Origin of the sequence: Streptomyces asiaticus, from assembly GCF_018138715.1 — a bacterium.
Lineage (GTDB): Bacteria > Actinomycetota > Actinomycetes > Streptomycetales > Streptomycetaceae > Streptomyces > Streptomyces asiaticus.
On sequence record NZ_JAGSHX010000006.1, the window covers coordinates 6,646,031 to 6,659,766 of the forward strand.

13 protein-coding genes are annotated in these 13,736 nt (G+C 73.3%); 7 read left to right on the forward strand and 6 right to left on the reverse strand.

Going from position 1 to position 13,736, the window contains the following annotated elements; translation table 11 throughout:
- Positions 1–3: 3 nt before the first annotated feature.
- Positions 4–1,542 carry a leucyl aminopeptidase gene (locus tag KHP12_RS36140; protein ID WP_211834109.1) on the reverse strand — a complete coding sequence of 513 codons (1,539 nt, stop codon included), beginning with the start codon at positions 1,540–1,542 and terminating at the stop codon, positions 4–6.
- A 344-nt stretch (positions 1,543–1,886) separates the two neighbouring features.
- Here KHP12_RS36140 and KHP12_RS36145 point away from each other — a divergent pair, with 344 nt between their 5' ends.
- A complete protein-coding gene (locus KHP12_RS36145; RefSeq protein WP_308017059.1) occupies positions 1,887–2,729 on the forward strand; it encodes an adenosylcobinamide-GDP ribazoletransferase in 843 nt (280 codons plus the stop codon).
- A gap of 233 nt (positions 2,730–2,962) precedes the next feature.
- Here the strand turns inward: KHP12_RS36145 and cobT are convergent, their stop codons facing one another.
- Together cobT and KHP12_RS36155 are read right to left on the reverse strand one after the other, a co-directional pair.
- Positions 2,963–4,012 (reverse strand): nicotinate-nucleotide--dimethylbenzimidazole phosphoribosyltransferase, encoded by a 1,050-nt coding sequence (gene cobT, locus KHP12_RS36150; protein WP_086882519.1) that lies wholly within the window; start codon positions 4,010–4,012, stop codon positions 2,963–2,965.
- Between the two features lie 756 nt (positions 4,013–4,768).
- Positions 4,769–5,968, reverse strand: coding sequence for a bifunctional adenosylcobinamide kinase/adenosylcobinamide-phosphate guanylyltransferase (locus KHP12_RS36155; protein ID WP_086882078.1), 1,200 nt, complete (start codon positions 5,966–5,968; stop codon positions 4,769–4,771).
- A 140-nt stretch (positions 5,969–6,108) separates the two neighbouring features.
- Here KHP12_RS36155 and KHP12_RS36160 point away from each other — a divergent pair, with 140 nt between their 5' ends.
- Positions 6,109–6,312 carry a hypothetical protein gene (locus KHP12_RS36160; RefSeq protein ID WP_020871990.1) on the forward strand — a complete coding sequence of 68 codons (204 nt, stop codon included), beginning with the start codon at positions 6,109–6,111 and terminating at the stop codon, positions 6,310–6,312.
- A 183-nt stretch (positions 6,313–6,495) separates the two neighbouring features.
- Here KHP12_RS36160 and KHP12_RS36165 read toward each other — a convergent pair whose 3' ends face one another.
- Together KHP12_RS36165 and KHP12_RS36170 are read right to left on the reverse strand one after the other, a co-directional pair.
- Positions 6,496–7,230, reverse strand: coding sequence for a methyltransferase domain-containing protein (locus KHP12_RS36165; protein WP_372455321.1), 735 nt, complete (start codon positions 7,228–7,230; stop codon positions 6,496–6,498).
- A 59-nt stretch (positions 7,231–7,289) separates the two neighbouring features.
- Positions 7,290–7,886, reverse strand: coding sequence for a DUF3043 domain-containing protein (locus KHP12_RS36170; protein WP_086882079.1), 597 nt, complete (start codon positions 7,884–7,886; stop codon positions 7,290–7,292).
- Positions 7,887–8,136: 250 nt separating this feature from the next.
- On the opposite strand from KHP12_RS36170, the gene KHP12_RS36175 reads away from it, so the two are divergent.
- The 4 genes from KHP12_RS36175 to KHP12_RS36190 all read left to right on the forward strand — a co-directional run bounded on the left by KHP12_RS36175 (position 8,137) and on the right by KHP12_RS36190 (position 11,311).
- Positions 8,137–8,922, forward strand: coding sequence for a PspA/IM30 family protein (locus tag KHP12_RS36175; protein WP_171072328.1), 786 nt, complete (start codon positions 8,137–8,139; stop codon positions 8,920–8,922).
- Between the two features lie 40 nt (positions 8,923–8,962).
- Positions 8,963–9,241, forward strand: a complete 279-nt coding sequence (gene pspAA / locus KHP12_RS36180; RefSeq protein ID WP_020871994.1) for a PspA-associated protein PspAA — start codon at positions 8,963–8,965, stop codon at positions 9,239–9,241.
- Positions 9,242–9,344: 103 nt separating this feature from the next.
- Positions 9,345–10,637: a sensor histidine kinase gene (locus KHP12_RS36185; RefSeq protein WP_086886347.1), complete on the forward strand. Its 1,293-nt coding sequence runs from the start codon at positions 9,345–9,347 to the stop codon at positions 10,635–10,637.
- Positions 10,634–11,311, forward strand: a complete 678-nt coding sequence (locus KHP12_RS36190; protein ID WP_086886346.1) for a response regulator transcription factor — start codon at positions 10,634–10,636, stop codon at positions 11,309–11,311. The genes KHP12_RS36185 and KHP12_RS36190 overlap by 4 nt, the downstream gene beginning before the upstream one ends.
- 644 nt (positions 11,312–11,955) lie before the next feature.
- On the opposite strand, the gene nadA is transcribed toward KHP12_RS36190, so the two are convergent.
- Positions 11,956–13,143: a quinolinate synthase NadA gene (gene nadA, locus KHP12_RS36195; protein WP_037949154.1), complete on the reverse strand. Its 1,188-nt coding sequence runs from the start codon at positions 13,141–13,143 to the stop codon at positions 11,956–11,958.
- A gap of 227 nt (positions 13,144–13,370) precedes the next feature.
- Here nadA and KHP12_RS36200 point away from each other — a divergent pair, with 227 nt between their 5' ends.
- Positions 13,371–13,724 (forward strand): HesB/IscA family protein, encoded by a 354-nt coding sequence (locus tag KHP12_RS36200; RefSeq protein ID WP_020871998.1) that lies wholly within the window; start codon positions 13,371–13,373, stop codon positions 13,722–13,724.
- Positions 13,725–13,736: the final 12 nt, after the last annotated feature.

The following is a 13,736-nucleotide window of genomic DNA, read 5'->3' on the forward strand; positions in this document are numbered from 1 at the left end:
GGCTCAGCCGAGGTCGCCGTCGGCGGTGCGCTCGGCCAGCCGCACCAGGGTGCGGACCGCGGCGCCCGTGCCGCCCTTGGGGGTGTAGCCGAACGGACCGGACTCGTTGAAGGCCGGACCCGCGATGTCCAGGTGGCCCCAGGTGATCCCGTCCGCCACGAACTCCTTCAGGAAGATGCCGGCCACCAGACCGCCACCCATGCGCTCGCCCATGTTCGCCAGATCGGCGACCGGCGAGTCGATGCCCTTACGGAGGTGGTCCGGCAGCGGCATGGGCCAGGACGGCTCGCCGACCTCCCCCGCGATCTCGTGGAGCGTGGTGCGGAACGCCTCGTCGTTCGTCATGATCCCGAACGTGCGGTTGCCCAGCGCGAGGACCATCGCACCGGTCAGCGTCGCCACGTCCACGATCGCGTCCGGCTTCTCCTCACCGGCGCGGGTGATCGCGTCGGCGAGCACCAGCCGGCCCTCGGCGTCGGTGTTCAGCACCTCGACGGTCTTGCCGCCGTACATCGACAGCACATCGCCGGGGCGGGTGGCCGAACCCGACGGCATGTTCTCGGCGAGCGCCAGCCAGCCCGTCAGATTGACCCGCAGGCCCAGCTTCGCGGCGGTGACGACCGTGGCGAACACGGCGGCGGCACCGCTCATGTCGCACTTCATCGTCTCGTTGTGACCGGCCGGCTTGAGGGAGATGCCGCCCGAGTCATAGGTGATGCCCTTGCCCACCAGGGCGAGCGTCTTCTCGGCCTTGGGGTGGGTGTACGCGATCCGGACCAGCCGCGGCGGGGCCTCCGAGCCCTGGCCGACGCCGAGGATGCCGCCGTACCCGCCCTTCTTGAGCGCCTTCTCGTCCAGCACCTCGGTCTTGAGGCCGTGCTCCTTGGCGGCCGCGACCGCCTCGGCCGCGAAGGAGGCCGGGTTGAGGAGGTTGGACGGGGTGTTGATCAGGTCGCGGGCGCGGTTGACCTCCGCGACGAGGGCGGTGGCGCGCTCGACGGCCGCCTTGTACGCCTTGTCGCGCGGCTTGCCGCCGACGAGGGCGACCTCGGCGAGCGGCCCGTTGTTCTTCTTGTCCTTGTTCTTGGCGCTGCCGCCGTTGCCGTTGCCGTTGCTCTTGTCGTACGTGTACGCCCCGAGCAGCGCGCCCTCGGCCACGGCGGTGGCGTCGGCCGGGTCCTCGATCGGCAGCGCGAACGCGCCCTTCTTCGAACCGGACAGCGCACGGGCGGCCGCGCCCGCGGCCCGGCGCAGCGTCTCGGCGTCATAGCCGTCGCCCTTGGCCGGGACCTCGCCCAGCCCAACCGCCAGCACGACCGGGGCCTTGAGGCCGGACGCGGAGGGCAGTTTGGTCACCTCGCCCTCGGCGCCTGTCGCGCCGAGCGTCTCCAGAACGGCGGCCAGCTTCCCGCCGAACGCCTTGTCCACGGCCTCGGCGCCGACAGCGACGACGGGGCCCTTGGCCCCCTTCGCCACACCGACGACGACGGCGTCCGCGCGCAGTGCCGCGGCGGACGAGGTGCTGAGAGTCAGAGCAGTCACAGTTGTCGGGTCCCTCTTCCGGTAGTTCGTCGGCCGTCATGGATTGGCAGGCCGCGCCCCTCCGCATCGTATGCCTAGGCCCGATTTAGGGCCGCCTAGGCCCGATTTAGGGCTCGACAGGGGCGTGCCCTGGGGCTTACCCGCTGCGGGTGGCCGGGATAGCCTTCCGCGCGATGGACACCACGCCGGAGCCGCCGCAGCCGCAGTCGCAGCCGTCCGCACGCCCGCCGGAGGCCGGGCCCGAGCCCGACGGGCCGGAGAGCTCCGCGCCCTCCGCGCCCTCCGCGCCCTCCGCGCCCGCCGAGCCGTCAGAGCCCTCCGAGCCGTCAGAGGGCGCGGAGCGGGTGCGAGCTGGCCGGCCGGAGCATCCGCCGCGGCCCGACTACGACCCGCCTCCCGCGCACGCCCCGCGTGCCCCCTGGAGTGACGGGGTCCGCTTCGCGTTCGGCACGCTCACGATGTTGCCCGTACGGGGCACGCGCTGGGACCGGGAGGCGGCGCACACGGGGATGCTGTGCGCTCCGCTGGCCGGGCTGGCCGTGGGGCTGTGCGCGGCCGCGGTGGGCGGGGTGTCGCTGTTCCTGGGCGGTGGCGCGCTGCTCGCGGCCGTGGCCACCGCCGCGATACCCGCCGTACTGACCCGCGGCCTCCACCTCGACGGGCTCGCCGACACCGCGGACGGGCTCGGCAGCGGGAAGCCCGCCGAGGACGCGCTGCGCATCATGAAGCGGTCGGACATCGGGCCGTTCGGCGTGATCACGCTGCTGTTCGTCCTGCTCGGGCAGGTGGCGGCCCTGGCCGAGCTGTACGGACAGGACTGGGCGCACGGCGCGGTCGGGGCGGCCGTGGCCGGTGTCGCCGCGCGCTGCGCCCTGACCCTCGCGGCCCGCGTGGGGGTTCCGGCGGCGCGCCCGGAGGGGCTGGGCGCGGCGGTCGCGGGCAGTGTGCCGTGGCGTTCCGCCGGTGTCGTGGCGGCGGTGACGGTGGTGGGCTGTGCGGTGGTGGCCGTCCCGTTCGGCCCGTACGACGTCGTCCGTAACGCCTTCGCCGCCCTGGCCGCCCTGGCGGCCGCCGAGCTCCTCCTGCACCACTGCCACCGTCGTCTCGGCGGGGTGACCGGCGATGTCTTCGGCGCGCTGGCGGAAACGGCCGCCACGACTGCCCTGGTGGTCCTGACCTTCGGCTGAGGGGGCCGGCGGATCTTGGGGACGCCTGCGGCGGGCTGCTCCCCTCCCCGCCCCTTCCCGAAACTGGGGCTCCGCCCCGGACCCCGCTCCTCAATCGCCGGAGGGGCTGGAAGGTGCCCCAGCTACCGCTGGGAGGTGCCCCCTGGAGGGGCCGGAAGGCGGGGCTCTGCCCCAGAGCCCGGGGTTCAGGGGCGGAGCCCTTGTCACGTGGCGGCACCCCGTAGGGCCGGGCCCTAGCCGTCGCGCTCCGGGAGCTCCGCGTGCAGGGCCGCGGCCGCCTGCACGAGCGGCAGGGCGAGCAGCGCGCCCGTGCCCTCGCCGACCGTGACGCCGTGGTCGAGCAGCGGGGTGAGGGCGATGCGGTCGAGGGCCTTCTCCTGCCCCGGTTCGCCGCTGGCCTGACCGGCCAGCCACCAGTCCGGGGCGCGGAACGCCACCCGCTGGGCGACCAGCGCGCAGGCCGCCGAGACGACGCCGTCGAGGATCACGGGGGTGCGGCGTACGGCGCTCTGGAGCAGGAAGCCGGTGATCGCGGCGAGATCGGCGCCGCCGACGGTGGCCAGCAGCTGGAGCTGATCGCCGAGCACCGGGCGGGCGCGGCGCAGCCCGTCACGGATGGCGGCGCACTTGCGCATCCAGGCGAGGTCGTCGATGGCGGCCCCGCCGCGGCCGGTGACCACGGACGCGTCCGTACCGCACAACGCGGCGATCAGCGTGGCCGCGGCGGTGGTGCCGCCGACGCTGAGGTCGCCGAGGACGAGGAGGTCCGTGCCGGAGTCCGCCTCCTCGTCGGCGATGGCCATCCCGGCGCGGAAGGCCCGCTCGGCCTCGTCCAGGGTGAGCGCGTCCTCGAGGTCGATCCGGCCGGACGCCCGGCGTACGCGGTGGCGGGTGACGTCGTCGGGGAGGTCCTCGGGGTCGCAGTCCAGGGCCATGTCGATGACGCGGACGCGCGCGCCGAGACGGGCGGCGAGGATGGCGGCCGGGCTCTCGCCGTCGAGCACGGCGCGGACCAGACGGTGGGCGCTCCTGGCGGGGCGGGCGGAGACACCGAGGTCGGAGACGCCGTGGTCGCCCGCGAACAGGACCACGCGGGGCTGCTCGATGGGCTTGACCGGCACCCGCTGCTGAGCGGCGGCCAGCCACTCGCCCAGTTCGTCCAGCCGCCCGAGCGCGCCCGGCGGCAACGCGAGCCGCTCGCGGCGCTCCTCGGCGTCACGCCGGATGCCCCCGTCGGGGCGCTCGATCAGGTCGACGAAGTCATCGAGATTGAGAGCACTCACCTGGCGAACCCTACCGGGCGCCCCGGGAACCGGTACGGCGTCCGCCCGTTGAGCCCCGGGCAGGCCCCGGGCAGGCCCCGGGCAGGCCCCGGGCAGGCCCCGGGCAGGCCCCGGGCGGGCGCAGGCACGGGCGCGGGCCGGGCGCGGGCTGGACACGGGCGCGCGGGCCGGGCGCGGGCCGGGGCCTGCGTCGGCCTACTCGGCTCGGTCGGCTGCGGCGCCGTCTCGCGCCTTCGGCGCAATTGAGCAGCGGGGCAGGGGGTGGGGGGCGCGGGCCGCGTCGCCGGGCGCCGGGCCGGTGGGGCGCGGGGACCGTGGCGGCTCGGGCCTACGGGGGCTGGGCCCGTTGCCGGACTGCGGGGTCGCCGGGGGTCGGGGTACCCCCTCCGAAAACGTTTGACAAATTAGTTGCGCCAGATCAAGTGTTTTCGAGAGGGGTACCCCGGAGGGGCCGCCGTTCGGGACCACCGGCCAGCAGCCCGGAGGGACCTCGGCCCCAGGGCCACGGAAGCCGCCACCGGCGCCCACCCCCGCCGACCCGGCGCCCGGCGGCGGCGCCGCGCCCCCCACCCCCCTGCCCCGCTGCTCAATTGCGCCGAAGGCGCGAGACGAAAGCCGCACCCAACCGAGCCGAGCAACCCCGCGCGCCCGGCACTCCGGCCCGGCACCCCCGTCCAGCGCCCCGCCCGGCACCCCCGTCCAGCGCCCCGCCCGGCACCCCCGCCCAGCGCCCCGGCCCAGCGCCCCGGTCCGCGATCAGCCGCGCAGCGGCAAGGGCTGACCCGCCACCACCAACAGCACCTGCTCGCACTCCCCGGCGAACGCCGCGTTCAGGCGGCCCAGTTCGTCGCGGAAGCGGCGGCCGGAAGCGGTCGCGGGGACGACGCCCGAACCGACCTCGTTGCTCACCGCGACGACCGTACGGGTCGTGGCGCGGACCGCCGCGACGAGGGCGGAGACGCGTTCGTGGAGGGCGCGTTCGCCGCCGTGCGCCCACTTCTCGTCGTCCCAGGCGCTCACGGAGTCCATCGCGTCGGTGAGCCACAGCGCCAGGCAGTCGATGAGCAGCGGTGGCCCGTCCTCGGCGAGCAGCGGGGGCAGGTCGCAGGTCTCGGTGGTGCGCCAGGATCCGGGACGGCGGTCGCGGTGAGCGGCGATGCGGGCCGCCCACTCGGGGTCACCCTCGCGGGTGCCGCTCGTCGCGACGTACAGGACGTCGGGGAACGCGGCCAGCCGCCGTTCCGCCTCGAGGGACTTGCCGGACCGGGCGCCGCCCAGCACCAGCGTGCGGCGCGGCAGGTCGGGCACCGCGTGGTACTCGCCGACGATCAGTGTCTGGCCGTCCGGCACCGCCCGCGCGCCCGCCGTGGCGAGGCGGCGGTGCAGCTCCCGGCCGGGCGGGGTGGTGTGGTCGACATGGACGGCCAGCACGTCGGTGGTGGCGCCCACGGCGCCCGAGGCGCGGAGGGCGGCCAGCGCGTCGGGGCGGCCCAGCACGTCGAGCAGCACCATGTCGTACGGCTCGGCCGGGTTCGGCAGCCCGGCGGCGGCCGCGCCCGGCGGGAGGTACAGCAGCCGGGTGCCGTCGGGCCCGGTGACCTCGTAGCCGGTGCCGGGGGAGTCCAGCGCGACCGCCCGCACCCGGTGGCCGCTGATCAGGGAGAGCGTGCGGCCGTCCGGCACCCGGCCCGGCGCCGGCAGCCCGGCCGGGAACTCGACGGCCGGACCCGCGTGCGGATGGGAGAGCAGCACCTGCCGGACGCCCACCAGCGAGTGCCCGGCCCGCGCGGCGGCGAAGGCGGCCCCCGGGGTGAGATCGATCAGCAGTGCGCCGTCGATCAGCAGCGAGGTGGCGGCCCGCGCCTCCTCGCCGACGGCGGCGGCACAGGCGGCGCAGGGGCAGCCGTGGCGTGGCAGCCCGTCGGGGGCCCCGGTGCCCAGAAGAGTGAGTTCCACGCCCCGATCGTCTCGCGTCCGTTCTCGCGGGTCGCGCGGGGTCACCCCGTACGGAGTGATCAGTCACCTAGGCTGCGGGCAGACATCAGCTGTGGACCGGCGGGTATCACCCGTGGGTCGGCGGGATGGAGGAGGCTGGAATGGCGTGGACATGGCGGTTCGAGAAGTCCGACGGGGCGGAGACGAAGCCCGCGGTGCAGCCGGAGGAGTTCCCGACCCAGGGGGACGCGGAGTCGTGGATCGGCGAGGAGTGGCGGGAGCTCCTCGAGGGAGGCGCTGAGCAGGTGACCCTCTTCGAGGACGGGAAGAAGATCTACGGCCCGATGAGCCTGCGCGCCGAATAGGCGAAAGCGCGGGGTGGCGGTCCTGACCGCCACCCCACCCCGGCCCCGGTTCAGCATCCGGGCCCCGGTTCAGCATCCGGGCCCCGGTTCAGCATCCGGGCCCCGGTTCAGCATCCGGGCCCCGGTTCAGCATCCGGGCCCCGGATCAGCATCCCGGCCCCGGATCGGCATCCGGGCCCTGGCTCAGCCGCGCACCCCGCACAGATGCAGCAGTGCCGCCACCGCCCGGTAGGGATCCGTGCGGCCGGCCCGCTCCTCGGCCGTCAGCAGCCGCTCCCACTCCGGGGAGCCCGGCGGCTCCGCGTCGTCCGGGGCGAGGTCGGTGAAGACCCGCACGCCGTACCAGGCGCGCAGCGGCGCGCCGATCGCGGTGAGGGTCTCGGCCAGCTCCTCGCGCCGGTCGGCGCGCACCGGCAGCCCGATCCGGTTGGTGTACGAGGGGGAGTCGAAGGCGGTCAGCGCGGTGTCGAAGTCCCCGGCAAGACCCGGCCGCATCGCCAGCGCGTCACCGTTGCGCACCAGCAGCGAGAGCAGACCGCCGGGGGCCAGCACCCGGGCCAGCCCGGCGAGCAGCGGATCGGGTTCGGACACGTACATCAGCACGCCGTGGCACAGCACCACATCGAAGGTGCCCGGCAGGAAGTGTGCCCCGGTCTCCCGGCCGTCGCCCTCGATCAGCCGCACCCGTCCCCGGATGCCCTCGGGCTCCTCGGCGAGCGCGGCGCGGGCCGCATCGAGCATGGCGGCATCGGACTCCAGCCCGGTCACCTCATGGCCCGCGCGGGCCAGCCGCAGGGCCTGGGTGCCCTGGCCGACGCCCACGTCGAGGATGCGCAGCCGCTGCCCCACCGGGAAGCGCGCGGTGATCTGCTCATCGAGCTGGTGGGCGACCAGCGCCTGCCGGACGGTGTTCCGCAGGCCCCCCAGGTGGCTCAGCCAGCCGGCCGCTCCGCCGGTGAAGCCGGAGGGTGGGCCGCTCAGGGCCGCTCTCCGCGCTTGACCTGCGGCTTGGGCAGCCGCAGCCGGCGCATCTGGAGGGTGCGCATCAGGGCGTACGCCACCGCGCCGCGCAGATTCTCGTCGGGGAAGCGCTTGCGCAGCTGCCGCTTGAGCTGGACGCCGAGGACGAGGGAGTTGACCACGATGAGGACGATCACGACCATCCACACCAGCAGCACATAGCTCTGCATGGCGCCGGCCCGGATCATGCTCAGGACCAGGATGACCACCGCGAGCGGCAGGAAGTACTCGGCGACGGAGAACCGCGAGTCCACGAAGTCGCGGGCGAACCGCCGCACCGGACCCTTGTCGCGGGCCGGCAGATACCGCTCGTCGCCCCCGGCCAGCGCCTGGCGCTGCTTGGCCAGATCGGCGCGGCGGGCCTCGCGCGCACGCTTGGAGGCGTCCTTACGGTTGGCCGGCGTCTTCGCCAGGCTGCGGCGCTGCGTCTGGGCCTCGCTCCGCTTGGGAGTGGGGCGGCCCTTGGGCGCCTGCGGGTCACGGGTCTGCTGCGGCTGGTCCGCGGTCACCTTGGTGGTAGCGGCCTGCTCATCCTTGGAACGGCTTCGGAACACAAAGCCCAAGGGTACGGGTTGCGGAGTGTGCGCCCCAGCCTCTGGGGGAACGATCAGGCAACGGAGTCCCGCCCCTCATCGGGACAAAGGGGGCGCACTCCTCCTTGCGCCGGAGACTCCCACCGCCTGATCGTCCTGTAGGAGGAGCGCGAGCGGGCTCGAACAGTGCGGTAATGGAAGCAGGGCCCGTAGGCTGGGTCTGTTGGAGTGCCGGAGTCACACGTCCGTCAGAAGGGGGCGCGCGAGGCCCATGAGCGGTGTCATGAAGCGTATGGGGATGATCTTCCGCGCGAAGGCCAACAAGGCCCTGGACCGGGCCGAGGACCCGCGCGAAACCCTTGACTACTCGTACCAGAAGCAGCTGGAGCTGCTCCAGAAGGTGCGCCGCGGTGTCGCCGACGTGGCGACCTCGCGCAAGCGCCTGGAGCTTCAGCTCAACCAGTTGCAGGGTCAGTCCACCAAGCTGGAGGACCAGGGCCGCAAGGCGCTCGCGCTCGGCCGGGAGGATCTGGCCCGCGAGGCGCTGTCCCGCCGGGCCGCGTTGCAGCAGCAGGTCACCGACCTGGAGACCCAGCACCAGACGCTCCAGGGCGAGGAGGAGAAGCTGACCCTGGCCGCCCAGCGGCTCCAGGCCAAGGTCGACGCCTTCCGTACGCGCAAGGAGACCATCAAGGCCACCTACACCGCGGCCCAGGCCCAGACCCGCATCGGCGAGGCGTTCTCCGGCATCTCCGAGGAGATGGGCGACGTCGGCATGGCGATCCAGCGTGCCGAGGACAAGACGGCGCAGCTCCAGGCGCGCGCCGGCGCGATCGACGAGCTGCTGGCCTCCGGCGCCCTGGACGACCAGTCCGGTATGGCCAAGGACGACATCGCGGCCGAGCTGGACCGGATCTCCGGCGGTACGGACGTGGAGCTGGAGCTTCAGCGGATGAAGGCCGAGCTGGCCGGCGGCAGCCCGCAGCAGGCGATCGAGGGCGGCACGACGGACGAGTCCCAGCAGTCCCGGACCCAGCACAAGTTCGACAAGCAGTAGCCCGCGCCCCCGCCTGGGCGAGGTCTCCAAGGAGGTCGTCATGATCGTACGGATCATGGGGGAGGGCCAGGTGCTGGTGGCCGAGAGCCATCTGCCAGGACTGAACCGGCTGGACGACGAGCTGCTCGCGGAGATCGAGGGCGGCGACCACGAGGGGTTCCGGAGGACCCTGGGCGCACTGCTGGACGCGGTGCGCTCGGCCGGTGAGCCCCTGCCCGACGACGCGCTCCAGCCGTCCGAACTGATCCTCCCCGCCGCCGACGCGACCCTCGAGGAAGTCAAGGCGATGCTCAAGGACGACGGCCTCATTCCGGGCTAGTGCGGCGCGCTCCCGGATCCACACTCCAGCACAGGTCGTACCTCCCCGCACCGGCCGGGTACGGGCCGCCCACGAAGCCGGGCGGCCCCCGCGGCCCTTACCGTTGGATTCCGTGACTCCCCTCGCCGTCGGGCCGGGCCTGGCCCGTCCGCACCGCTGGCTGTGCGCCCACCCCCGTGCCCTGGACACCCTGGTGGCGCTGGTGGTCCTCGCGCTGATCCTGATCGGCGCGGTGGCCGGTCCGCGCATGCGCCACCAGTCGCTGGGCCCCTTCTTCGTGCTGCTGGCCGTGCTCGCCGCCGCCTCGCTGGTGCTCCGCCGCGAGCTGCCCCGCGGGGTGCTCGCCTTCAACGTCGCCCTCACCCTCACCGAGCTCGTCACCAATGACGTGGGCCCGCCACGCACCTCGATCGTGTTCGGGGTGGTGGTGGCGCTCTACACCGTGGCGGCCCGCACCGACCGCCCCACCACCTGGCGGGTCGGCGCCGCCACGGCCGTACTGCTCACCGGCGCCGCAATGCTCTTCGCGCTCAACCCCTGGTACTCACAGGAGAACTGGGGCCTGTTCGCCTGGACCGGGCTGGCCGCGGCCGCCGGTGACGCGGTGCGCAGCCGGCGCGCCTATGTCGCCGCCATCGAGGAGCGGGCGGTCCGCGCCGAGCGCACCCGTGAGGAGGAGGCGCGCCGCCGGGTCGCCGAGGAGCGGCTGCGGATCGCCCGTGAGCTGCACGATGTCGTGGCGCATCACATCGCGCTGGTCAACGTCCAGGCCGGGGTCGCCTCCCATGTCATGGACAACCGCCCGGACCAGGCCAAGGAGGCGCTCGCGCACGTACGGCAGGCGAGCCGCTCGGCGCTGGAGGAGCTGCGGGCCACGGTCGGCCTGCTGCGGCAGTACGGCGACCCCGCCGCCCCGACCGAACCGGCCCCCGGCATCGCCGTGCTGGACCAGCTCGTGGACGGCTTCGTACGGGCCGGGATGCGGGTCCGGGTGCGGGCGGAGCCGCCGGAGAAACTGGGCCCGCTGCCGGGCTCGGTGGACCTCACGGCCTACCGGGTCGTCCAGGAGGCGCTGACCAATGTGCACAAGCACGCCGGGCCCGGGGCCACGGCCGAGATCCGTATCGCCCGGGTCGCGGACGTCCTGGAGGTCACGGTCGAGGACGACGGGGCGGGGACGCGGACCGAGGGCCCCGAGGAGGCGCCGGAGGGCGCGGACGGCTCCGGGACACCCCGGGCGGACGGGACGGAGCCCGGCGGCGGACACGGCTTGCTGGGGATGCGCGAGCGGGTGACCGCACTGCGCGGCAGCTGCGAGGCGGGACCCCTGCCCGAGGGCGGTTTCCGGGTGCGGGTGAGACTTCCTCTACAGCCGCGCAGGGGAGGGGAGTCATGACGATCAAGGTGCTGCTGGCGGACGATCAGGCGCTGCTGCGCAGCGCGTTCCGCGTCCTGGTGGCCTCCGAGCCGGACATGGAGGTGGTGGGCGAGGCGTCCGACGGCGCGGAGGCGGTGGAGATCGCCCGCGCCCGGGGCGCCGACGTCGTCCTGATGGACATCCGGATGCCCGGTACGGACGGGCTGGCCGCCACTCGCATGATCACCGAAGACCCGCAGCTCAAGGACGTACGGGTGGTCATGCTGACGACCTTCGAGGTGGACGAGTACGTGGTGGACTCGCTGCGGGCGGGGGCCAGCGGCTTCCTCGGCAAGGGCGCCGAACCCGATGAGCTGCTCGCGGCGATCCGTATCGCGGCGGCGGGCGAGGCACTGCTGTCCCCGGCCGCCACCAAGGGGCTGATCGCCCGCTTCCTGGCCCAGGGCGACGGAAGCGGCGGCGAGGACGCCTATGACTCCTCACGGCTGGACGCCCTGACCGTGCGCGAGCGGGAGGTCCTGGTCCAGGTGGGCGGCGGGCTGTCCAACGACGAGATCGCCGCCCGGCTGGAGGTCAGCCCGCTCACGGTCAAGACGCATGTCAACCGCGCGATGGCCAAACTGAGCGCCCGCGACCGCGCCCAGCTGGTGGTGATCGCCTACGAGACGGGCCTGGTCCGCGCAGGGTCGTAGGCGGGTGTTGTTTCCCCCTCCCCGCCCCTTCCCGAAACCGGGGCTCCGCCCCAGCCCCCGGGTCGGGGCTCTGCCCCAGCCCCCGGACCGGGGCACTGCCTCAAATCTCGAAACCAGGGCTCCGCCCCAGGCCCCGGATCGGGGCTCTGCCCCAGACCTGATCGGGGCTCTGCCCCTGGCCCTGGCCCGGGGTTCTGCCCCAGGGCTCGGATCGGGGCTCTGCCTCAGACCTCGAAACCAGGGCTCCGCCCCAGGCCCCGGATCGGGGCTCTGCCCCAGACCTGATCGGGGCTCTGCCCCTGGCCCTGGCCCGGGGTTCTGCCCCAGGGCTCGGATCGGGGCTCTGCCTCAGACCTCGAAACCAGGGCTCCGCCCCAGGCCCCGGATCGGGGCTCTGCCCCAGACCTGATCGGGGCTCTGCCCCTGGCCCTGGCCCGGGGTTCTGCCCCAGGGCTCGGATCGGGGCTCTGCCTCAGACCTCGAAACCAGGGCTCCGCCCCAGGCCCCGGATCGGGGCTCTGCCCCAAACGCCGGGGGCTGGGGCGGAGCCCCAGTTGTGGGAAGGGGCGGGGAGGGGAACAGCCCGCCGCAGGCGCCACGATCGCGCGCCCCGCCCCCATGCCCCCATCACCGGACGACACCGCCTACGGCAGCGCCAACATCCGCTCCAGCGCCAGCTTGGCGAAGTGCTCGGTCTCCTTGTCGACCTGGATGCGGTTGACCACCTTGCCGGCCACCAGCGACTCCAGCGCCCACACCAGATGCGGCAGATCGATCCGGTTCATGGTCGAGCAGAAGCACACCGTCTTGTCGAGGAAGACAATCTCCTTGCCCTGGTCGGCGAAACGATTGGCCAGGCGCCGTACGAGGTTCAGCTCGGTGCCGATCGCCCACTTCGAACCGGCGGGGGCGGCCTCCAGGGCCTTGATGATGTACTCGGTCGAGCCCACGTAGTCCGCCGCCGCCACGACCTCGTGCTTGCACTCGGGGTGCACCAGCACGTTCACACCCGGTATGCGCTCGCGCACATCGTTGACCGAGTCCAGCGAGAAGCGACCGTGCACCGAGCAGTGGCCGCGCCACAGGATCATCGTGGCGGCGCGCAGCTCCTCGGGGGTGAGCCCGCCGTTCGGCTTGTGCGGGTTGTAGACGACGCAGTCCTCCAGCGACATGCCCATGTCGCGGACCGCCGTATTGCGCCCCAGATGCTGATCGGGCAGGAACAGCACCTTCTGGCCCTGCTGGAACGCCCACTCCAGCGCCCGCTGGGCATTGGAGGAGGTGCAGATCGTGCCGCCGTGGCGACCGGTGAACGCCTTGATGTCGGCGGAGGAGTTCATGTACGAGACGGGCACCGTCACATCCGCCACACCGGCCTCGGTGAGCACCTCCCAGCACTCGGCGACCTGCTCGGCCGTGGCCATGTCGGCCATCGAGCAGCCGGCCGCCAGATCGGGGAGGACGACCTGCTGGGCATCGGTGGTGAGGATGTCGGCGGACTCGGCCATGAAGTGCACACCGCAGAAGACGATGTACTCGGCGTCCGGCCGCGCGGCCGCGTCCCGGGCGAGCTTGAACGAGTCTCCGGTGACATCAGCGAACTCGATGACCTCGTCGCGCTGGTAGTGGTGGCCGAGCACGAAGACCTTGTCCCCGAGCTTCTCCTTGGCCGCGCGGGCGCGTGCCACCAGGTCCGGGTCGGAGGGCGCCGGGAGGTCTCCCGGGCACTCCACACCGCGCTCGCTCCGGGGGTCGGCCTCCCGGCCGAGAAGCAGCAGAGCGAGCGGGGTCGGCTGCACGTCGAGGGGTTGGGCGGTGGTCACGTCACGCACCCTTCTTTCTTCGCTGGGAACCCTAATCGTCAGAATGACGCTATCTATCATAGCTGCTTCACGTCACGTTGACGAGAGGCATTGTGTCGATGTGACGCATTCCGGTGTGTCCGCCCGTATGCGAGCATGAAGGGCAACAGGAGATAGGCGCTGGACCCGGAATGAATCCGGGACGCCGTTGGTTTGTGCCAACGGCAAGCAGTCCGTACGACCCGGGAGAGAAGCAGATGACCGTTCAGGACGAGACCACCGCGAGCGAGGGCATCATCCTGTCCGACGCCGCCGCGTCGAAGGTCAAGAGCCTGCTGGAGCAGGAGGGCCGCGATGACCTCGCGCTGCGCGTCGCCGTCCAGCCCGGCGGCTGCTCCGGCCTGCGCTACCAGCTCTTCTTCGACGAGCGCTCGCTCGACGGCGACGTCGTCAAGGACTTCGGCGGTGTGAAGGTCGTGACCGACCGCATGAGCGCCCCGTACCTGGGCGGTGCCTCGATCGACTTCGTCGACACCATCGAGAAGCAGGGCTTCACCATCGACAACCCGAACGCCACGGGCTCCTGCGCCTGCGGCGACTCCTTCAGCTGAGCCCCCGGGCGC

Excerpts from the sequence above, each read along its gene's own strand:
- KHP12_RS36160 (WP_020871990.1), top strand. The coding sequence starts at position 6,109 with ATGGCGTGGACATGGCGGTTCGAGAAGTCCGACGGGGCGGAGACGAAG.
- KHP12_RS36190 (WP_086886346.1), top strand. The coding sequence starts at position 10,634 with ATGACGATCAAGGTGCTGCTGGCGGACGATCAGGCGCTGCTGCGCAGC.
- KHP12_RS36175 (WP_171072328.1), top strand. The coding sequence starts at position 8,137 with ATGAGCGGTGTCATGAAGCGTATGGGGATGATCTTCCGCGCGAAGGCC.
- KHP12_RS36200 (WP_020871998.1), top strand. The coding sequence starts at position 13,371 with ATGACCGTTCAGGACGAGACCACCGCGAGCGAGGGCATCATCCTGTCC.
- pspAA (WP_020871994.1), top strand. The coding sequence starts at position 8,963 with ATGATCGTACGGATCATGGGGGAGGGCCAGGTGCTGGTGGCCGAGAGC.